This is a genomic window from Sphingomonas oleivorans (assembly GCF_003050615.1).
GTDB classification, from domain to species: Bacteria; Pseudomonadota; Alphaproteobacteria; order Sphingomonadales; family Sphingomonadaceae; genus Sphingomonas_H; species Sphingomonas_H oleivorans.
Window position 1 is genome coordinate 1,047,595 of record NZ_NWBU01000004.1, and the last position, 18,282, is coordinate 1,065,876.

General features: G+C 67.4%; 21 protein-coding genes. 10 read left to right on the top strand and 11 right to left on the bottom strand.

The window, feature by feature from the left end; genetic code table 11:
* Window positions 1–39: 39 nt before the first annotated feature.
* The 4 genes from CLG96_RS05250 to CLG96_RS05265 all read right to left on the bottom strand — a co-directional run bounded on the left by CLG96_RS05250 (window position 40) and on the right by CLG96_RS05265 (window position 3,691).
* A complete protein-coding gene (locus CLG96_RS05250) occupies window positions 40–495 on the bottom strand; it encodes a hypothetical protein (protein ID WP_107966720.1) in 456 nt (151 codons plus the stop codon).
* Window positions 495–1,403 (bottom strand): S1/P1 nuclease, encoded by a 909-nt coding sequence (locus CLG96_RS05255; protein WP_107966721.1) that lies wholly within the window; start codon window positions 1,401–1,403, stop codon window positions 495–497. The genes CLG96_RS05250 and CLG96_RS05255 overlap by 1 nt, the downstream gene beginning before the upstream one ends.
* Before the next feature lie 82 nt (window positions 1,404–1,485).
* Entirely contained in the window at window positions 1,486–2,421 is a 936-nt protein-coding gene (locus CLG96_RS05260; protein ID WP_107966722.1) for an isoaspartyl peptidase/L-asparaginase family protein, read from the bottom strand.
* Window positions 2,399–3,691, bottom strand: coding sequence for an acyltransferase family protein (locus tag CLG96_RS05265; RefSeq protein WP_243395619.1), 1,293 nt, complete (start codon window positions 3,689–3,691; stop codon window positions 2,399–2,401). Before CLG96_RS05265 ends, CLG96_RS05260 begins: the two co-directional genes overlap by 23 nt.
* Between CLG96_RS05265 and ispG the strand changes: the two genes are divergently transcribed.
* Window positions 3,690–4,811, top strand: a complete 1,122-nt coding sequence (gene ispG / locus CLG96_RS05270; protein ID WP_107966723.1) for a flavodoxin-dependent (E)-4-hydroxy-3-methylbut-2-enyl-diphosphate synthase — start codon at window positions 3,690–3,692, stop codon at window positions 4,809–4,811. The genes CLG96_RS05265 and ispG overlap by 2 nt on opposite strands.
* Window positions 4,808–5,284: a GNAT family N-acetyltransferase gene (locus tag CLG96_RS05275; RefSeq protein WP_107966724.1), complete on the top strand. Its 477-nt coding sequence runs from the start codon at window positions 4,808–4,810 to the stop codon at window positions 5,282–5,284. The genes ispG and CLG96_RS05275 overlap by 4 nt, the downstream gene beginning before the upstream one ends.
* Before the next feature lie 91 nt (window positions 5,285–5,375).
* Here the strand turns inward: CLG96_RS05275 and CLG96_RS05280 are convergent, their stop codons facing one another.
* A complete protein-coding gene (locus CLG96_RS05280; protein WP_107966725.1) occupies window positions 5,376–7,298 on the bottom strand; it encodes a M61 family metallopeptidase in 1,923 nt (640 codons plus the stop codon).
* 166 nt (window positions 7,299–7,464) lie between these two features.
* On the opposite strand from CLG96_RS05280, the gene CLG96_RS05285 reads away from it, so the two are divergent.
* Window positions 7,465–7,788: a DMT family transporter gene (locus CLG96_RS05285; RefSeq protein WP_107966726.1), complete on the top strand. Its 324-nt coding sequence runs from the start codon at window positions 7,465–7,467 to the stop codon at window positions 7,786–7,788.
* A gap of 1 nt (window position 7,789) precedes the next feature.
* On the top strand, window positions 7,790–8,167 hold the full coding sequence (locus CLG96_RS05290) for a TfoX/Sxy family protein (protein WP_107966727.1): 378 nt from the start codon (window positions 7,790–7,792) through the stop codon (window positions 8,165–8,167).
* Here the strand turns inward: CLG96_RS05290 and CLG96_RS05295 are convergent.
* Genes CLG96_RS05295 through ppa form a run of 3 tightly spaced genes read right to left on the bottom strand, consistent with a single transcriptional unit; the run spans window position 8,121 to window position 11,700 of the window.
* The gene (locus tag CLG96_RS05295; RefSeq protein WP_107966728.1) at window positions 8,121–9,494 is read right to left on the bottom strand and encodes an MATE family efflux transporter; all 1,374 of its coding nucleotides are present in this window, start codon (window positions 9,492–9,494) and stop codon (window positions 8,121–8,123) included. The two genes, CLG96_RS05290 and CLG96_RS05295, sit on opposite strands and share 47 nt — an antisense overlap.
* Before the next feature lie 48 nt (window positions 9,495–9,542).
* Window positions 9,543–11,096 (bottom strand): amidase, encoded by a 1,554-nt coding sequence (locus CLG96_RS05300; protein WP_165799535.1) that lies wholly within the window; start codon window positions 11,094–11,096, stop codon window positions 9,543–9,545.
* Between the two features lie 46 nt (window positions 11,097–11,142).
* Window positions 11,143–11,700, bottom strand: coding sequence for an inorganic diphosphatase (gene ppa, locus CLG96_RS05305; RefSeq protein ID WP_107966729.1), 558 nt, complete (start codon window positions 11,698–11,700; stop codon window positions 11,143–11,145).
* Window positions 11,701–11,856: 156 nt separating this feature from the next.
* Between ppa and hisS the strand changes: the two genes are divergently transcribed.
* The 5 genes from hisS to CLG96_RS05330 all read left to right on the top strand — a co-directional run bounded on the left by hisS (window position 11,857) and on the right by CLG96_RS05330 (window position 16,541).
* Window positions 11,857–13,104 carry a histidine--tRNA ligase gene (gene hisS / locus CLG96_RS05310; protein WP_107966730.1) on the top strand — a complete coding sequence of 416 codons (1,248 nt, stop codon included), beginning with the start codon at window positions 11,857–11,859 and terminating at the stop codon, window positions 13,102–13,104.
* Window positions 13,101–14,186 carry a peptide chain release factor 1 gene (prfA, locus tag CLG96_RS05315; protein WP_107966731.1) on the top strand — a complete coding sequence of 362 codons (1,086 nt, stop codon included), beginning with the start codon at window positions 13,101–13,103 and terminating at the stop codon, window positions 14,184–14,186. Before hisS ends, prfA begins: the two co-directional genes overlap by 4 nt.
* A 24-nt stretch (window positions 14,187–14,210) precedes the next feature.
* Window positions 14,211–14,558 (top strand): hypothetical protein, encoded by a 348-nt coding sequence (locus tag CLG96_RS05320; RefSeq protein ID WP_243395620.1) that lies wholly within the window; start codon window positions 14,211–14,213, stop codon window positions 14,556–14,558.
* Complete coding sequence (prmC, locus tag CLG96_RS05325; RefSeq protein ID WP_107966732.1) at window positions 14,555–15,373, top strand: peptide chain release factor N(5)-glutamine methyltransferase; 819 nt, start codon at window positions 14,555–14,557, stop codon at window positions 15,371–15,373. The genes CLG96_RS05320 and prmC overlap by 4 nt, the downstream gene beginning before the upstream one ends.
* A 382-nt stretch (window positions 15,374–15,755) precedes the next feature.
* A complete protein-coding gene (locus tag CLG96_RS05330) occupies window positions 15,756–16,541 on the top strand; it encodes a DUF4167 domain-containing protein (RefSeq protein ID WP_243395621.1) in 786 nt (261 codons plus the stop codon).
* Window positions 16,542–16,613: 72 nt separating this feature from the next.
* On the opposite strand, the gene CLG96_RS05335 is transcribed toward CLG96_RS05330, so the two are convergent.
* Window positions 16,614–17,012 carry an acyl-CoA thioesterase gene (locus tag CLG96_RS05335; protein WP_107966734.1) on the bottom strand — a complete coding sequence of 133 codons (399 nt, stop codon included), beginning with the start codon at window positions 17,010–17,012 and terminating at the stop codon, window positions 16,614–16,616.
* Window positions 17,009–17,296 carry a hypothetical protein gene (locus CLG96_RS05340; protein WP_107966735.1) on the bottom strand — a complete coding sequence of 96 codons (288 nt, stop codon included), beginning with the start codon at window positions 17,294–17,296 and terminating at the stop codon, window positions 17,009–17,011. The genes CLG96_RS05335 and CLG96_RS05340 overlap by 4 nt, the downstream gene beginning before the upstream one ends.
* A gap of 97 nt (window positions 17,297–17,393) precedes the next feature.
* Between CLG96_RS05340 and CLG96_RS05345 the strand changes: the two genes are divergently transcribed.
* Complete coding sequence (locus CLG96_RS05345; protein ID WP_107966736.1) at window positions 17,394–17,825, top strand: CBS domain-containing protein; 432 nt, start codon at window positions 17,394–17,396, stop codon at window positions 17,823–17,825.
* 70 nt (window positions 17,826–17,895) lie between these two features.
* On the opposite strand, the gene CLG96_RS18455 is transcribed toward CLG96_RS05345, so the two are convergent.
* Window positions 17,896–18,081 carry a hypothetical protein gene (locus tag CLG96_RS18455; protein WP_133175345.1) on the bottom strand — a complete coding sequence of 62 codons (186 nt, stop codon included), beginning with the start codon at window positions 18,079–18,081 and terminating at the stop codon, window positions 17,896–17,898.
* Window positions 18,082–18,282: the final 201 nt, after the last annotated feature.

The window sequence follows — 18,282 nt, forward strand, 5'->3', positions numbered from 1 at the left end:
GGGGCGGACGCACGGGGGGCGGAATTTTCCCGCCCCGGATCAGCCTTCTTCGCCCGCCAGGACGAAATCGCGCAGCGCGCGGGCGTCGTGGAGGGCGTTGTGGGGGACGCGGCTGTTGCGCGCGGTGCTGAAGCCCGGGCTGCGGCGGAATTCGAAGCGGATATTGCCGACATCGACGATCTCCGCCGGGCCGGTGAGCAGCAGCCGGCAGAAGAGCGCGATATCCTCCGGCCAGTCGGCGACGATCAGCGGATCGCGGTCTGCGCCCAGATAGGCGGCGAGCTCATGCGCGGCGGCAACCGCATCGAGCCGGTTGTCGAGCGCATCCGGCACATTGTGCAGATAGGGCACGACATGGGTCGCGACCCAGGGATCGATGAGGTCGGGAAGCGGCAGGGCGACATAATATTCCTGGTCGCCAAATTCGGGCACAAGCGCGAGGCTGAGCAGATCGCCGCCGAAGCCATTGAATTCCGTATCGAGAAAATAGCGCATCAGCCGGCCGTTCCGGCCGTGCGCGGGGGATGGGTGACCTCCGGATGATCGCCGTCGAGCGCCTCGTCGAGCAGCCGGGCGAGGCGCAGGCCGCCCTTCACCACCACTTCGCGCACGATCGGGATCAGCTTCTGCGTGGTCGCTTCGTCCATCGTTACGCGCTCGGCGGGCGCGGGGCCGCAGGGATCGGCGATCAGCGTCGCATAGGCATGGTCGCGCGCCAGGCCCCAGCTTTCGCGGCTCCAATCCTCGATCGTGCCGGCGGCAAGCTTCGCGCGATCGGCGGGCGGCACGGCGGCGAGGAGGGCGGTCGCCCCGCCCGGCGGGGTGGAGATTGCGCGATCGGCAAGAAGCCCGTCCCAGACGCTGTGCAGATTGGTGCGGCCGGCGATCACGCCATAGGCGGCCTTCACCCGATTGCCGCCGAGATCGGCATGGTCGCCGGCATGGAGCGGCATGTGCAGATCGCCGACGAAATGGACGAGGAAGGCGAGCGCCTGCACCCGATCGCGCATGGGAAGCTTGCGGTCGGCGAGCATGCGCTGCGCGCGCGCGATCTGGGCCGAGACGCAATTGCCGTCCGGGCAGGCGGCCTTCACATCGAACGGCTTGCAGATGTTCACATTCTGATAGTGCCAGTTGAAGGCATAGCTGAAGCGATCGCCCAAGGGCTTGATGCAATCGGGCCAGACGCTCGCCTGCTCGATGGTGCGCGCAGGGCATGTCGGGGTTTCGAGCAGTTTCTGGTGGCTGAGCAGCCGCTCTATCTCGGCGCGGGTGCGGGGCTGCACTTGGAGCTTCGCGATGGTGGCGACGGTTTCATGGCCATATTCCCACCAGGCGGCGGCGGGGCTGGCGGCGAGGATGAGCGCGCACAGCGCGGCGAGCAGCGAGGGGATACGGATCATGGGTCGCATCCTTAGCGCGGCTTTCGGTGGAGTCGAACGATCCCGTCGCCCCTGCGAAACAGGGGCGACGGGATGGGTGCGTTTATTCGTCGCCGTAGATGGCGACTTCGGGCGGCGAATCGTGGGTGGCGATGCCGCGATACATGCCGGCGGTGTTGAAAGCCCAGCCGCCCGAGCCGTCCGGCGAGACGACGATCACGCCGCCAAGGCCACCGAGCGCGCCAAGCTCCTCGATCAGCGCATCGGCGGCGGCATCGATCCGCTCGCCACCGATGCGCATGCGCGCGGCGATCTCATGGCCGGCGGCGAGGCGGATGAAATATTCGCCCGTGCCGGTGCAGGAGATGGCGCAGGCGCGGTTGTCGGCATAGGTGCCGGCGCCGATCAGCGGCGAATCACCGATCCGGCCCCAGCGCTTGGCGGTGAGCCCGCCGGTCGAGGTGGCGGCTGCGACATTGCCGGCCATGTCGACTGCGACCGCGCCGACCGTGCCATATTTCATGGCGCTGTCGAAGCCGGTGCCGGCCTTGAGCTCATCGAGCTGGCGACGGCGTTCGGCCGTGGCGAACCATGAGGGGTTGGCCTGTTCCAGCCCATATTCGCGCGCAAAGGCGTCCGCGCCGGCGCCCGAGAGGAGGACATGATCGCTCTCCCGCATCACGGTGCGTGCGAGGCTGACGGGATTTCGGGTGGTGGTGACGCCGGATACGGCGCCCGCTTCGAGCGTCGCGCCGTCCATGATCGCGGCGTCGAGCTCGATCGCGGCATCCCAGGTGAAGACCGAGCCGCGGCCGGCGTTGAACAGGGGGTCATCCTCCAGCACGCGCACCGCAGCCTCGACCGCGTCGAGCGCGGTGCCGCCGCTGCGCAGATGCGCAGCACCCGCCTCCAGCGCGGCGGCGAGGCCGGCGCGGGCGGCGGCCTCGTGCTGCGCGGCAGGGGAATCGCGCAGGAAGGTACCGGCGCCGCCATGGACGACGATCGTCCAGCGCTGCTCAGCGGGATCGGACTGGGACATTATCTGGGCTCCTGGGGCTGTCGGGCGCGGGCTTTAGCCGAGATGCCCCCTTGCGATCCAGCGGCAGGCCGATCAGCGGGCGCAGCCAGCGGATGCGGCGGCCGGCCAGATAAAAGAGCGTGCAGCCGCTGAGCGTGGCCGAGACGAGGATCAGGAATTCGGCGAGATCGCCATAGTCGCGATGAATGAGCCACCAGCCGACCAGCACGATGATCGTCTGATGGATGATGTAGAAGGGGAAGACCGCTTCGTTGAGGAGGCTGCGCCAGCGATGGTCGCAATCGAGATGGCGCTGGGCGAGGCCGAGCAAGCCGATGATCGCCGTCCAGGTGGACAGGACGAGCGCGCCGCGATTGACATTGGCCCGCATGTCGCCGTCGAGCGGCAGCCCGGGATAGCCGAGATGATCCCAGACGGTGCCGGCATAGCCGATGAGCGCCACGGCCAATGCGGGCTTCCAGAAGCGCAGGATCGACGGCCAGAGCGATTCGGCGCGGGCGAGGCCGAAGCCGAACAGGAAGGCCGGGAAATAGACGAGATGGCCGGGCAGGTCGGTGGGCAGATGGTTTGACGGCATCTGCCCCGGCAGCAGGACGAGCCGGACCAGCCCCTGCCACAGCATCGGCAGCAGAAGCAGCCGCCAGCCGGTGAAGATCCGCGCGAAGCCGGCCTGCGCCTGGTCCTGCCAGCTGCGCGGCAGGATCGTGGCGAACAGCGCCAGGACGAGCGAATAGGCCCAGATATAGGCGACGAACCAGAGATGGCCGAGCAGCGGCGTGGCGATCCCGTCCGATCCGTCGAAATCGAAATAATCGTGCAGCCAGAAATGGAGGAAGCCATGGGCGTAGCCGAGCTTGTAGCTTGCCTCGACCCAGGGCTGGGGCGCCACCACGAGCGCCGCGCCGAACAGCAGCGGCAGGCCCAGCCGGAGGCTGCGCGAGCGGGCGAAGCCGAGCGGTCCGCCCGCCCGCGCCAGCACCGCGCGCGCGGCATAGCCCGAGACGAGGAACAGCAGCGACATGCGCCAGGGATTGGTGAGGAACAGGAAATAGACGACCCCTTCCACCGGCCGGGCCGAGCTCACATGCCAGTCCCAGGGGCTGAGATAGAGGCCGATATGGAAGAGGATGAGCAGCAGGAAGGCGCCGATGCGGAGCCAATCCAGCCCATAATGCCGCCGGATGGCGGGTGCGTCGCGATTAAGAGGAATGATGTCCGCTCCTGGCCTGTCTTTATGCGGCAACGGCTTTTCGGCTATAGGGTTGCCCATGTCCATCAGACCTTGGCGCGACATTTCGCGACGCACATCCCGGCAGATCATGGTGGGGAATGTCCCCGTGGGCGGCGGTGCCCCCGTCACCGTGCAGACCATGACCAACACGCCGACGCCCGATATTCGTGGCACGATCGACCAGATAAGGCGATGCGAGGATGTGGGCGCGGACATCATCCGCGTCTCCTGCCCGGACGAGGAATCGACCGCGGCGCTCAAGCAGATCGTGCGCGCGGCGCGCGTGCCGATCGTGGCGGACATCCATTTCCATTATAAGCGCGCGCTGGAGGCGGCGGATGCGGGGGCGGCCTGCCTGCGCATCAATCCGGGCAATATCGGCAGTGAGACGCGCGTCGCCGAGGTGGTGCGCGCGGCCAAGGCCAATGGCTGCGCGATCCGCATCGGCGTCAATGCCGGCAGCTTGGAGAAGGATCTGCTCGAAAAATATGGCGAGCCCTGCCCCGAGGCGCTGGTGGAAAGCGCGCTCGACCATATCAAGCTGCTGCAGGATCAGGATTTCCACGAATATAAGGTGGCGGTGAAGGCGTCCGACATATTCCTCGCCGTGGCGGCCTATTCGCAGCTTGCCGATGCAGTGGATTGCCCGCTGCATCTGGGCATCACCGAGGCAGGCGGGCTGATCGGGGGCACGGTCAAATCCTCGATCGGCATCGGCAGCCTGCTCTGGGCGGGGATCGGCGATACGATCCGCGTGTCGCTTTCGGCCGAGCCCGAGGAGGAGGTGCGCGTCGGCTTCGAGATATTGAAGGGGCTGGGAATCCGGCATCGCGGCGTGCGCGTCATTTCCTGCCCGAGCTGCGCGCGGCAGGGATTCGACGTAATCCGCACCGTGCAGACGCTGGAGGAAAGGCTCGCCCATATCGCGACGCCTCTGTCGCTTTCGGTGCTGGGCTGCGTGGTGAACGGGCCGGGCGAGGCGCGCGAGACCGATATCGGGCTCACCGGCGGCGGCAATGGCAAGCATATGGTCTATCTGTCGGGCGTCACCGATCATACGGTGCAGGATGCCGACATGGTCGATCATATCGTCAGGCTGGTCGAGGCCAAGGCAGCCGAGATCGAGGCGGCGAAGCAGACGGCCCAGGCAGCGGAATGAGCATCGTCATAAGGCGCGCGGCGCCGGGCGATGCGGCCGAACTGCTGCGTCTGATCAAGGCGCTGGCCCGATATGAACGCGAGCCGGATGCGGTGAAGGCGACGGAGGAGTCGCTTGGGCAGACGCTGTTCGGAGAGAATCCGCAGGTCTTCGCCCATATCGTCGAGATGGACGGCCGGGTGCGCGGAATCGCCCTCTGGTTTCTGACTTATTCGACCTGGACGGGACGGCCGAGCCTCTATCTGGAGGATCTGTTCGTCGAGGAGGAGGCGCGCGGCACGGGCGCGGGCCGGGCGCTGTTCCGGGTGCTGGCGCAGGAGGCGAAGGCGCGCGGCTGCGCGCGGATCGACTGGGCGGTGCTCGACTGGAACGAGCCGGCGCGCGGCTTCTATCGCAGCATGGGCGGCTTCCATTCGGAAGGGTGGCAGCCCTGGCGGATGGAGGGCGAGGCGCTGGAGCGGCTGGCGGAATAGGTTTTTCGGCCTGATCGACATCCCGGCTCTGGCCGGGATGTCGGCCCTCTCCAAGCCCCCTCCCGCTTGCGGGAGAGGGCTTGAAGGCGAATTACTTCTTCGGCGCCAGCAGGGCGTCGAGCGTGCTCGGGCCCTTGCCGATGCGTTCGAGCTTCGGATAGCGCAGGCCTTCCGTCCAGTTGATCGCTATGTCGCGATAGAGATCGTCCTGCTCGACGAGCAGATGGATCGGCTGCTTGCTGGTCTTGGCGGCCTTGATCGCGGATTTGAGCGTGTCGTCCGAATAAGAGCGGCCGTCGACCGCGACCAAGGTGGAGCCGACGGTGATGCCGGCATTGAAGGCCGGGCCATCCCACACTACGCCGGTGGCCATCGCCTCGCTGTTGACGACGAGCCCGAGCGAATAGCTGAGATCGACGACGTCGCGCGATGCCTCGCTGCGCTCCCAATAGTTGGTCGGCTCCTCGACATAGGTGAGGCGATATCCGCCGCGCGCGAGCCAATCGAGCGGTGCGCGATCGCGCACATCGTAGAGGCGGGCCTTGAGGAAGCTCGCCCAGTCATAGGGCTCGACCTTGTTGAGCGTCGCGACCACATCGTCGAACGTGTAGGTGAGCTGGCCCCAGTCGCGATCGTTTACGCCGAAAAAGGCGCGGGCGAAATCGTCGAGCGAGCGCTTGCCGCCCGAACGTTCGCGGATCAGGCTGTCGACATCGAGCCAGACGAGCTGGCCCTCGACATAATAATCCTCCGAGCGCTGCCAGCTCGTCCAGGGCTTGGGCCGGCGCTGCGAGATGGTCGGATCATTGGTGGTGTCGATCAGCGGGCGCCATTGGCGGCCGGGGCGCGTGTCATAGAGCGCCGCGTCCATGGCGAGGCTGGCCAGCGCATCCTCCTTCGGCACAAGGCCCGAGCGGGCGGCGAGCACATTGCCCCAGAATTGCGTCTGCCCTTCATAGACCCAGAGCAGGCTGTCGCGCATCGGCATGCGATAGTCCGGCGTCCAGAGATCCGCGCCGCGGCGATATTTGCCGTTCCAGCTATGCGTATATTCGTGGGGCAGAAGATCGCGATCGACGACGCTCGCGTCCCAATCGGTGAAATATTCGGGATCGACGCCATTTTCGGACGAGCGCTGATGCTCGAGCCCGATGCCGCCCTGATTGTCGGACAGGGCGAAGAGGAAGTCGTAATGATCATAATGCTGCGCGCCGAACAGCTTGATCGCCTGCGTCGCGAGATTGCGGTGGAGCGCGAGCTGCTCTGGCGTGGCGGCGAGCTGCTCGGGCTTGTCGGCGAAGATGTTGAGGCGGACGCCCGGCGCCAGCTGCTCGACGCGGTTATAGCGGCCTGCGAAGATGGGGCTGTCGACCAGCGTCTCATAGCTTACTTGCTTGTAGCGCACCGTATCGCCGGCGGGGCCGTCCGTTTCGAGCGCGGTCGCGGATTTCCAGCCCTTGGGATAAATGACGCTCGCCTCCACCGGGATGCGGCGGACGAAATAGCCGGCCGGATAGAGGGTGACGGCGTTCCACTGGAGATTGAGCATGTCCGGCGTCATCACCGTGCGGCCCTGATTGCCGGAGGTGGGCGAGAGGAACTGGAAGCTAACCTCCAGTGAGGTCACGCCCTGCGGCACATCGATGGTGAAGGCATAGACATCGACCGGATCGCGCATCCAGCGCAGGGGCTGGCCGTTCGCCTTGACGACGAGGCCGGCGAGCTTGTCGATCGCGCCCGACGGGCTGTGATTGCCCGGCAGCCATTTGGGATAGAGCAGCGTGAGCGGGCCGGGGCCGGAGACGGGAATCGTCTGCGTCGTGCGGAAAATGCCGCGGGCGACGTCGCTCGCATCGACGGCGATCTTGATCACGCCGGGATAGTCGATGTCGCGCGCGGGCGGGATCGAATCGACGATGGCGACGGGCTGGGGCGCGCTGTTCGCGACTGTCTGGGCGAAGGCAGCCGGACTGGCGGCGAGAAGAAGGGCGAGGAAAAGCGGCTTGGCGCGCATGGAAACCCCTTTGGTAATTTTGTTGCGTGCTGGTTGCACCACTCGTCCGCTGCCGTCCAGCCTGACGCGTCGAGCAATTCCGTCATTCCCGTGCGGGGCTACGATTCTGGCGTTTAAAATAAGGAGGAACGCTCTATCGCTGCCTCCGGACAATCGGGGGCGTGCGATGGCGTGGGTGTGGTTGATCCTTGGCGGCTGTTTCGAGGTAGGCTTCACCACCTGCCTGCGTTTCGTCGAGGGCTTTCGCAACCTGCCCTGGACGATCGGCTTCCTTGTCTCGGTCGGCCTGTCGATGGGGCTGCTGGAGGTGGCGTCGCGATCGATCCCGATGGGCACGGCCTATGCCGTGTGGGGTGGAATCGGCGCGCTCGGCACGGTGATCGTGGGCATGATCTGGTTCGGCGAGCCGGTGAATCCGCTGCGGCTGGCGCTGATCCTGGGGCTTGTGGGATGTATCGCGGGGCTGAAGCTGGTCGGCGGGGCGCATTGAGATGAGGATCGATCCGGGGCTGCTCGACTGGCTGAACGAAGCGCTGGCGCCGTTCGGGCCGGTGACCGCGCGCGCGATGATGGGCGGATCGACGCTCTATTGCGACGGAACATTGTTCGCGATCGCGGACGGCGATGCGCTCTGGTTCAAGGCGGATGGAGAGAGCGATCCCGTCTGGGACGCGGCGGGATGCGAACGGACGAGCTTCACCGGCAAGGATGGGCGGACCGTCTCGATGAACTATCGCCAGGCCCCGTCCGACGTCTATGACGATACCGACGCGCTGCAGCATTGGGCGGCGCTGGCGATCGAGGCGAGCCGGCGCGCGGCCGTCAGGCGGCCACGAGGCCGAGCCGCTCGCGCCGCATCCAGCGATTGACCATCAGCAGGGCGACCACCGAAAGGCCCGTGGCGAGGCCCGTCCAGATGCCGACCCCACCCCAGCCATAGCGGAAGGCGAGGACATAGCCGGTGCTGAGCCCGATGCCCCAATAGCCGATCGCGGCATAGGCCATCGGCACCGTCGTATCGTGCAGCCCGCGCAGCATGCCTGCGCCCACCACCTGCGCGCCATCGACGATCTGGAACAAGGCGGCGACCGCGAGGAAGGCGATGGCGAGCGCCACCACCTGCCCATTGGCGGGATCATGCCCGTCCACGAACAGATCGACGAGCAACGCGGGGACGGACAGCATCAGGAGCGCCGTCAGGCACATGAAGCCTTCGCCAAGGAAGAAGGCGGTCCAGCCGGCACGGCGGACTCCCTCTGCATCCCGCCGGCCATGAGCGAGCCCGACCCGGACCGTGACCGCCTGGGCGAGGCCGAGCGGCACCATGAAGGTGAGCGAGGCGATCTGGAGGGCGATGGCATGGGCGGCGAGCGAGGGCGTGTCGATCAGCCCCATCAGGAAGACGGCGGCGTTGAAGATCGTCACTTCGAGCGCGAGCGTGACCGCGATCGGCAGGCCAAGGCGCCAGATGACGGCGAAGCGCGCCCAGTCCGCCCGCCAGAAATGGCCGAACAGGCGATAGCGGCGGAAGCGGGGGTGGCGGGTGACGACCAGCGCCATGCCGAGGAACATCAGCAGGCTCGACGTAGCACTGCCGAGTCCCGCGCCGAGCAGGCCGAGCCGAGGCAGGCCGAAAGCGCCGAAGATCAGGCCATAGTTCAACAGGCCGTTCACCAGCACGGCCGCGCCGCCGATGATGAGCGACCAGATCGGCTTTTCGAGCGCGGAGACGAAGGAGCGCAGGATCAGGAAGAACAGGAAGGGCAGCAGCCCCCATTGCAGCGCATGGACGAAGCGCGCGGCATCGGCGGCGAGCGCGGGCTCCTGCCCGAAGGCGAGCAGAATCGGCTCGGCCTGCCACATGATGAGCCAGCAAGGCATTGCGATGGCGACCGCCGCCCACATCGCCTGCCGCACCGTGCGCCGCACGTCGCGCACCGAATGACGGAAACGGCCGAGTTCGCGCGCCATCAGCGGAGCGGCGGCGGTGACGAGGCCGGTGCCGAAGATCAGGCAGGCATGGTAGAGATTGACCCCGAGCGCGCCTGCCGCGAGCGTGCGCGGGCCGACCCGGCCGAGCAGCACCACATCGGTCGCATGGATCAGCGCCTGGGCGATGTTGGTGAGGATCAGCGGATAAGCGAGCGCGATCGTGGCGCGGGCTTCGGCGAGCCAGGGAGCGAGGCGGGCGGACATGGCGGCTTCGTTTAGCTGCTGGAATATTTCGTTCCAGCGAAAGAAGGCTCAGCGTTGCGGCCGGAGGAAGGGCGCGATGTCTGCGCCCGCCTCGATCGAATCGATGAAGCCCGGCTCGATGCGCGCGCGGCTTGCCTGCTCATAAGCATGGCCCAGCGCGAGCAGCGTGGCTTCGGACCAGGCCGGGCCGATGAAGCTCAGCCCCACCGGCAGGCCGCGCACCGCGCCCATCGGCACGGTGAGATGCGGATAGCCCGAGACGGCGGCGAGGCTGCCCGCGCCGCCGCTGCCGCCGCTGCGATCGCCATTGACCGAATCGATCGGGAAGGCCGGCGTGGCGGTGGGGCCGATCAGCGCCACGACCTTGTTGTCGGCGAGCAGCCGGTCGAGCCCCTCGGCGGCGAGGCGGCGCGAGGTTTCGCGTGCCTGCAGATAGGCGGGATCGGAAAGGCCCTTCGTCGTTTCGGCCTGGAGGAAGCTTTCCTGCGCGAAAAGCGGCATCTCCGCCGGCGCATTGGCGGCGTTGAAGGCGATGATGTCCGCCAGCGTGCGGCTTTTCACCGCAGGCGGGGTGGTGGCGAGATAGGCGTTGAGGTCTGCCTTGAGCTCGGTGCGGAGGACGGTGAATTCCGCGTCGCCGATCGCGCGGCGGTCGATACCCGATTCGCTTATGTCGACGAGGATCGCGCCGGCAGCGCGCAGCTGGGCGAGCGCCCGCTCGAATAGCGCATCCGTGGCGGGCGAGAAGCCGGTGGCGAAGCGCATCACGCCGATGCGCTGGCCGCGCAGTGCATCGGGGCGGAGCGCCGCGACATAATCGGCGCGATGTGCATCGGCCTGGGCGGTGGCGGGATCGGCGGGATCGCTGCCGGCGATGGCGGAAAGGATCAGCGCGGCATCGCGCACCGTGCGCGTCATCGGGCCGGGCGTGTCCTGGCTATGGCTGATCGGCACGATATGCGTGCGGCTGACAAGGCCGACGGTGGGTTTCAGGCCGACTATGCCCGTCATCGCCGCGGGGCAGCTGATCGATCCATCCGTTTCCGTGCCGATCGCGGCGGGGACCATGCCGGCCGCGACCGCCGCCGCGCTGCCCGAGCTCGATCCGCAGGGGCTGCGATCGAGCGCGTGGGGATTGCGGACCTGTCCGCCGATCGCGCTCCAGCCCGAGATCGATCTGGACGAGCGGATATTGGCCCATTCGCTGAGGCTGGCCTTGCCGACGATCACCGCGCCCGCCGCGCGCAGCCGCGCCACCAGCGGCGCATCCCGCCCGGTGACATTGTCGTGGAGCGCGAGGCTGCCGGCAGTGGTGGGGAGGCTGTCCGCCGTCTCGATATTGTCCTTCACGAGAAGGGGCATGCCGAACAGCGGTCCGCGCGCGCGGCGCTGGCGATCGAGCGCCCGGGCTTGTGCCACGGCGTCGGGATCGATGGCGGTGACGGCGTTGAGCCTGGGGTTCAGCGCCTCGATGCGCGCGATGGCGGCGAGCGTCGCCTGTTCGGCGGGGCCGGGCTGGCGCGTGGCGGCGGAGGTGGTGAAGAAGGCGGCGGTCAGGAGCAGGATGTGTATGGCGCAAGCTTTGGGAGCTGGCCGCGCCAATTGAACAGCGCCATTCCAGTCATGACCGGAATGGCGCTGCACTATTTCAGCTCAGATTGGACGCGGTCTTGCCGTTGGCGTCCTTATAGGCCTGGATAGCCTCGATGATGATCTGCTTGGCCTCGCTCGCATCGCCCCAGCTGCCGATGCGGACCCACTTCTTGGCTTCGAGATCCTTATAGTGGGTGAAGAAATGCTCGATCTGCTGCATCACGATCTCGGGCAGATCGGTGCTTTCATTGACCTTGGTATAATAAGGGAAGGTGCCGTCGATCGGCACGGTCAGCAGCTTTTCGTCGCCACCGGCCTCGTCCTCCAGCTTCAACACGGCGATCGGGCGCACGCGCACGACCGAGCCGGGGATGAAGGGCGATCGGGCGACCACCAGCGCATCGAGCGGATCCCCGTCCGGCGACAGCGTATGCGGCACGAAACCGTAATTGGCCGGATAGCGCATCGGCGTGTGCAGGATGCGATCGACGAAGAGCGCGCCCGACTTCTTGTCGAACTCGTACTTCACCGGCTCGCCGCCGACGGGCACCTCGATGATGACGTTCAGACTGTGCGGCGGATCATCGCCGATGGGGATGAGCTCTATGTTCATGGGAAGGATTGATAATGGTGCAGCGCATTACAAGGCAAGGTGGGCGTTTAACAAAATTCCACCATATTCCTTCATTCTGAAACAATCGGCGCACGGATGGGCGCATCCTGCAAAAGCGTTCCCCCTGCGGCGCGAAATGCATTAGAGGCGCGCGCGATGAGCAGGATCGAGACCCCCAAGGCGATACGTGGCACCCAGGACATGCTGGGAGATGCGTCGCGCCGCTTTCACCATGTTGCCGCGACTTTCGAGCGGGTGCGCCGCCTCTACGGCTTTTCGCGCATCGAGGTGCCCGTGTTCGAGGCGACGGCGGTGTTCGCGCGCTCGCTGGGCGAGACGACCGACGTGGTTTCCAAGGAAATGTACACGTTCGAGGATCGCGGCGGCGATTCGCTGACGCTCCGGCCCGAATTCACCGCCGGGATCGCGCGCGCCTATCTGACCGAGGGCTGGCAGCAGCATGCGCCGCTGAAGGTGGCGACGCATGGGCCGCTATTCCGCTACGAACGGCCGCAAAAGGGCCGCTTCCGCCAGTTTCACCAGCTCGATGCCGAGGTGATCGGCGCGGCCGAGCCGGCGGCGGACGTGGAGCTGCTGGTCCTGGCCGACCAGTTGCTGCGCGAGCTGGGCGTGGCGGATGGCGTGACGCTGCAGCTCAACACGCTGGGCGATGCAGAAACGCGCGACGCCTGGCGCACCGCGCTGGTCGCCCATTTCGAGGCCAATCGCGACGCGCTTTCGGAAGAGAGCCTGGACCGGCTCGGTCGCAATCCGCTGCGCATCCTGGACAGCAAGGATCCGCGTGACCGGCCGGTGGCGGACGCAGCCCCCGCGATCGACAATTTCATGTCGACCGAGGCGGGCGCATTCTTCGAGGCGGTGACGCGCGGGCTCGACGCGGCGGGCGTCGCCTGGACGCGCAACAGCCGGCTGGTGCGCGGGCTCGATTATTATCGCCACACCGCCTTTGAATTCGTCACCGATCGGCTGGGCGCGCAGGGCACGGTGCTGGGCGGCGGGCGCTATGATGGGCTGATCGAGGCGCTCGGCGGGCCGCACACGCCCGCGGTCGGCTGGGCGGCGGGAATCGAACGGCTGGCGATGCTGGTCGATGCGCCGGCGGAAGAGCAGGTGACCGTCGCGGTGGTGCCGATGGGGGCTGCGGCCGAAGCGGCGGCGGCGGGCCTGATCGCGACGCTGCGCCGTGCAGGGATAGCCAGCAACATGGCCTATAAGGGCAATATGAAGCGGCGCATGCAGAAGGCCGACGACTGGGGCGCGCGCTATGCCGTGATCCTGGGCGAGGACGAGCTGGCGCGCGGCGAGGCGGGGCTGAAGGATCTGCGCGCGGGCACGCAGCGCCAGCTGCCGATCGACGCGCTCGCGGAGGCGATCGGCCGATGAGCGTGAGCATCCCGGCGAGCCGTATCGCGCAGATCGAGGCGCGGCGCGACGAGCTGCAGGCGGCGATGGCGCGCGGCGATCTGGCAGCCGACCAGTTCGTCAAGCTTTCCAAGGATTATGCCGAGCTGGAGCCGGTGGCGGCGGCGGCGAGCGAGGTGCGCCGGCTGCGTGCCGAGTTGGGCGTGCTGACCGATCTGATCGGGGAGGATGGCGGCGATCCGGAGCTGAAGGCGATGGCCGCCGAGGAAATTTCCGAGATTCGCGACCGGCTGGCGGCGGCGGATCGTACGCTGGCGCTGAAATTGCTGCCCAAGGATGCGGCCGACGAGCGTTCCGCCATCCTCGAGATCCGCGCGGGCACGGGCGGCGACGAGGCGGCCTTGTTCGCGGGTGATCTGCTGCGCATGTATCAGCGCTATGCCGAGGAGCGCGGCTGGCGGGTCGAGCTGATGTCCGCCAGCCCGGCGGAGCTCGGCGGATATAAGGAAGCGGTCGTCTCCGTCACCGGCCAGGGCGTGTTCGCGCGGCTGAAGTTCGAGAGCGGGGTGCATCGCGTGCAGCGCGTGCCCGTGACCGAAAGCGGCGGGCGGATCCATACGTCGGCCGCGACCGTAGCGGTGCTGCCCGAGGCGGAGGAAGTCGACGTCCAGATCGACGAAAAGGATCTGCGCATCGATATCTTCCGCTCGTCGGGCCCGGGCGGGCAATCGGTCAACACCACCGATTCGGCGGTGCGCATCACCCATTTGCCCAGCGGCCTCGTCGTCAGCCAGCAGGATGAGAAGTCGCAGCACAAGAATAAGGCCAAGGCGATGAAGGTGCTGCGCGCCCGGCTCTATGAGCTGGAGCGCGAGCGGCTGCACAGCCAGCGGGCGGGCGCGCGCAAATCAATGGTGGGTTCAGGCGACAGGTCCGAACGTATCCGCACCTATAATTTTCCGCAGGGCCGCGTGACCGACCATCGCATCAATCTGACGCTGCATCGTTTGCCCGAGATTCTCGAGGGCGGCGGGCTCGACGAGCTGATCGCCGCGTTGATCGCGGAGGATGAGGCGGCGCGGCTGGCGCAGCTCGATGGCTGACGTCCTGTCGCTGCCGACGGTGCGGTGACGATCGGGCCGCTGCTGGCGATGCTCGCCGCTGCCGCCGCCACGCCCGCCGGCCCGCCGGGCCCGGTCGAGACGCTGCGCCAGGTGGTGGTCGAGGCGATCCGCAACTGCCCCAAGGCGGCGGAGGGCGAGATAGTGGTCTGTTCGCGCGACAGGGGATTGGCGGAAGGCTATCGCCTGCCCAAGATTCCCGAACGCTATGATTATGAGGGCAGCCGCGAAAGCGCCTCGGCCGAGCGGCGGCGGCGGATGCGCGGCGGCGAGGCGGGCATCGGTTCCTGCTCCGCCGTCGGCGCGGGTGGCGCCAGCGGCTGCACCCTCAAGAGCCTGGAGGAGGGCCAATGACCAGGGCACAGGCAATCGGCACGGCCGCGGCGCGGCTTGCCGGGACAAGCGGGACGCCGCGGCTCGATGCCGAGCTGTTGATGGCGCATGCGCTGGGGATCGGGCGCGAGGCGCTGCTGCTCGGGCGCATGGGCGATCCCGTGCCGGCGGGCTATGAGGCGCTGGTCGAGCGACGGCTCGCGCATGAGCCGCTCGCCTATATCACCGGCATGCGCGCCTTCTGGACGATCGAGCTGGCGGTGAGCCCCGCCGTGCTGATTCCCCGGCCGGACAGCGAGACGCTGATCGAGGCGGCGGTGGCGCATTTCGGCGTACGCGGGCCGAGGACGGTGCTCGATCTGGGCACGGGATCGGGCGCGCTGCTGCTGGCGGCGCTCGATCAATGGCCGGAGGCGACGGGCGTGGGCGTAGACCGTTCGGAAGATGCGCTCGCGGTCGCCGCCGGCAATGCCGAGCGGCTGGGCCTTTCCGGCCGCGCCCGTTTTCGCCGGGGCGACTGGGCGGAGGGGATTGCCGCGCGCTTCGACCTGATCCTGTGCAATCCGCCCTATATCGAGACGATGGCGGCGCTGCCCCGCGACGTGGCGGAGCATGAGCCGGCTGGCGCGCTCTTCGCCGGGGCGGACGGGCTCGACGAGTATCGCCGGCTGGCGCCCGAGATCGGCCGGCTGATCGAGACGGGCGGCATCGCCTGCATCGAAATCGGCGCGAATCAGGCGGATGCGGTCGTGGCGCTCATCGAAGAACAAGGGCTGTCGACCGAGGTGCGGCAGGATCTGGCCAAGCGCGACCGCTGTATCGTCGCCCGGCGCTGATCCTCTTTCCATATATTGTTATATTGGCGCCTGGCATATTCCCGGCAGGGGGCGGCCGACCTCCCGACATATTCTGCTTGGAATTCGCCGCGGGGGTCACTACATGGGTGGCACGGTACGGGGGCACATTCAGCGTTATCGGCTTTAGGCCTCCCGTCGCCGACCTCCAATGGCTGTGCCGCCGATCTTCGCGGCGGTTCCGACGTGCGGTGGGCGCGGACGGCATGATTTGCCGGCCAGCTCCGGCCCGGTCATTTGCCCGGAGGCGGTCGTGCGCCATCGTAACGGGCTCCGACGACGGGCTCGTGCAGAGATCCCCGGGGCGGTCCCGGGATGGGAGTGGTGAGCAGATACCACCAGTGACGAGGACAATCGGACGTTGATGAACAATCGTCAGAACGGCCGCCGTCGCGGCCGGGGCGGCGCGCAGCCGCGTAACGGACAGGCCGGCGGCCCGGATCGCGGCAACCGGCTGGACAATCGGGCGCGGGGCAATGCCAACCAGCTTCACGAGAAATATAAGGCTCTCGCCCGCGATGCGCAGATGCAGGGCGACCGGGTAAACACCGAATATTATCTCCAGTTCGCGGATCATTATTTTCGCGTGCTGAATGAGAACCGTGCCCGTTTCGAGGAACAGCGGCCGCGCCGCGACGATTATCAGGGCGAGCGCGACTATCAGGGTCGCGACGACTTCGCCGAGCGCGAGGACGAGCAGCTCGCTTATGGCGAGGAGGGCGAGCCGGTTGGCGAGGCCGAGGAGAACGCCCAGGAGGAGCCGCGTTTCGAGCGCCGCATCCGGCAGCCGCGCGAAGGCCGCGGTGCCCGCCACCAGGCGGTCGAGCGTGCCGCGCCCGACATGCCGGTGCAGGCCGGGGCCGGGGACGACTCCGCCGCTCAGCAGGGCCCGAGCGAGGTGCCGGTCGAAGCGCCGCCCCCCGCGCGCCGCACCCGCCGCCGTGCGCAAAATGGCGCGGCGGCCGAGGCAGCGCCCGCCGATGCGGCCGCCGAGCGGATCGAGATCGACCGGCTGCCGCCGTCCTTCTCGGCCGAGCCGCGTCTGGACGCGCCGTCCGCCGATGATGGCGAGCCGGCCGAGCCGGTCGAGGAAAAGCCGCGCCGCCGCGTCCGCCGGCCGCGCAGCGACGCGGCGGTGGCCGACGCCTGAGGCGCGGCGTCGCTTGATTGAAGGAAAAAGGGCGGCACCGGCTTCGGTGGTCGCCCTTTTTTATCCGCTTTTCTACCCGCGCGGGATCGGGCGTGGCCGCTTGGCTTCGTCGAGCGCGACGAAGGTGTAGAGCCCGCTCGTCACCTTCACGTCGCGCGTGCCGCGATCGCGCGTGGCGATCACCTCGATGCGGATCGCCACGCTGGTGTGGCCGATCCGCTCGACATCGGCATAGATGGAAATGATGTCGCGCGGCAGGATCGGCGCGATGAACTGCATCGTATCGACCGCCACCGTCGCGACCGGCCCCTGCGCCACGCGCGCGGCGACGATGCCGCCGGCAATATCCATCTGCGCCAGCACCCAGCCGCCGAAGATATGGCCGTTGGCGTTGATGTCCGCCGGCATCGGCACCACCCGGAGCGTCGGATCGCGCCGGCCCTGCCCGGTGACGTCGGGCCGCACCGTCATGGATCGCGATCCATGAAGCGATCGGCCTCCTCGTCATGGCCGGTGCCCGCGCTCAGGAAGACGAGCCCCATCAGCGCTCCGCCGAGCAGTATCGTGAGGCCCACGCCGGCGGTCGTCGCGATCGCCATATGGAGCGGCAGCGGCCCGCGCGCATCCAGCCATAGCAGCGCCAGCACCACGCCGAGCCCGGCGGCGAGCGCCGTCCACCGCATCATGCGGCGATAGCGCGCCCAGGCGAAGGCGGCCCGATCGGGATCGTCCAGTCCGGGCTTGCGGTCGGTCATGCCCTTCCATTTGGCTCGCGGACATGGGATCATCAAGGCTGCGCCGGCGCCAAGACCGGCGGCAGGAGAAGTGAGCCCAGGAAGACAGGAGGTCGGCATGACCATAGGCGCAATAGTCGAGCGCCGCCGCAAGGACGATATCGTTACAGTCGGCAGGGAGACGGCAGTCCGGGATGTGGTCGCGCTGCTGGCGCGAAGGCGGATCGGCGCCGTCCCCGTGATGGACGGTGGCCGGGTGATCGGTATCATGTCCGAACGCGACGTGATCTACGGCCTGCAGCGGGACGGAGCGGCGCTGCTCGACCGGCCCGTCGAGCAGGTGATGACCGCGCCCGCGATCGCGGCGCCGCGCGAAATGTCCCTATTCTCCGCATTGGCCCTGATGACGGAGCGGCGCATCCGCCATCTGCCGGTGGTGGAGGATGGCCGGATGGTCGGCTTCGTCTCGATCGGCGACATCGTGAAGATGCGCATCGACCGGATCGAGCAGGAGGCCGATGCGATGCGGGATTATATCCAGTCGAGCTGATCGGAGCGTGACGTCGCGTCGCGTGAAGCGGCGACGCGGCGCATGCGCGAATCTGATTCGAACGGAAGAATCAGCCAAGATCAGCATCTTGGCCGAAGCGATTCGACCCTGATTCGGTGTGCTCGCCCGATTCCGAGCCGGATCGGAGCAGGCTATCGAAATTTTGATATGCATCAGAAACCCAGAGAAACAGGGGGGTTTCGGTGCCTTCCGGAAGGGCCTGAAACAAAATTGCAAGAAGGCTGTTGACGGGCACGGCCGCCGCTCATAGAAGCCCCCTTGTCAGCGGCGCCGGGCCACTTCGGACCGGCACCGAGGCTTCACGAGATCGGTAACGCGATCACCCCGACCAAGAAAACGGGGAGTGAGGCCGTTTGGCTCTTTCTCATTGTAGGATTTGATGAAGGGACATGTGGGCGGCGGCTCCGGGTCTCATGGGCTTCGAGGCCATGGGTAT

Bases quoted from the DNA above. Each gene is read 5' to 3' on its own strand.
- CLG96_RS05250 (WP_107966720.1), bottom strand. From the start codon at position 495: ATGCGCTATTTTCTCGATACGGAATTCAATGGCTTCGGCGGCGATCTG.
- CLG96_RS05255 (WP_107966721.1), bottom strand. From the start codon at position 1,403: ATGATCCGTATCCCCTCGCTGCTCGCCGCGCTGTGCGCGCTCATCCTC.
- CLG96_RS05260 (WP_107966722.1), bottom strand. From the start codon at position 2,421: ATGTCCCAGTCCGATCCCGCTGAGCAGCGCTGGACGATCGTCGTCCAT.
- ispG (WP_107966723.1), top strand. From the start codon at position 3,690: ATGTCCATCAGACCTTGGCGCGACATTTCGCGACGCACATCCCGGCAG.
- CLG96_RS05265 (WP_243395619.1), bottom strand. From the start codon at position 3,691: ATGGGCAACCCTATAGCCGAAAAGCCGTTGCCGCATAAAGACAGGCCA.
- CLG96_RS05275 (WP_107966724.1), top strand. From the start codon at position 4,808: ATGAGCATCGTCATAAGGCGCGCGGCGCCGGGCGATGCGGCCGAACTG.
- CLG96_RS05280 (WP_107966725.1), bottom strand. From the start codon at position 7,298: ATGCGCGCCAAGCCGCTTTTCCTCGCCCTTCTTCTCGCCGCCAGTCCG.
- CLG96_RS05285 (WP_107966726.1), top strand. From the start codon at position 7,465: ATGGCGTGGGTGTGGTTGATCCTTGGCGGCTGTTTCGAGGTAGGCTTC.
- CLG96_RS05290 (WP_107966727.1), top strand. From the start codon at position 7,790: ATGAGGATCGATCCGGGGCTGCTCGACTGGCTGAACGAAGCGCTGGCG.
- CLG96_RS05295 (WP_107966728.1), bottom strand. From the start codon at position 9,494: ATGTCCGCCCGCCTCGCTCCCTGGCTCGCCGAAGCCCGCGCCACGATC.
- ppa (WP_107966729.1), bottom strand. From the start codon at position 11,700: ATGAACATAGAGCTCATCCCCATCGGCGATGATCCGCCGCACAGTCTG.
- hisS (WP_107966730.1), top strand. From the start codon at position 11,857: ATGAGCAGGATCGAGACCCCCAAGGCGATACGTGGCACCCAGGACATG.
- prfA (WP_107966731.1), top strand. From the start codon at position 13,101: ATGAGCGTGAGCATCCCGGCGAGCCGTATCGCGCAGATCGAGGCGCGG.
- prmC (WP_107966732.1), top strand. From the start codon at position 14,555: ATGACCAGGGCACAGGCAATCGGCACGGCCGCGGCGCGGCTTGCCGGG.
- CLG96_RS05330 (WP_243395621.1), top strand. From the start codon at position 15,756: ATGAACAATCGTCAGAACGGCCGCCGTCGCGGCCGGGGCGGCGCGCAG.
- CLG96_RS05335 (WP_107966734.1), bottom strand. From the start codon at position 17,012: ATGACGGTGCGGCCCGACGTCACCGGGCAGGGCCGGCGCGATCCGACG.
- CLG96_RS05340 (WP_107966735.1), bottom strand. From the start codon at position 17,296: ATGACCGACCGCAAGCCCGGACTGGACGATCCCGATCGGGCCGCCTTC.
- CLG96_RS05345 (WP_107966736.1), top strand. From the start codon at position 17,394: ATGACCATAGGCGCAATAGTCGAGCGCCGCCGCAAGGACGATATCGTT.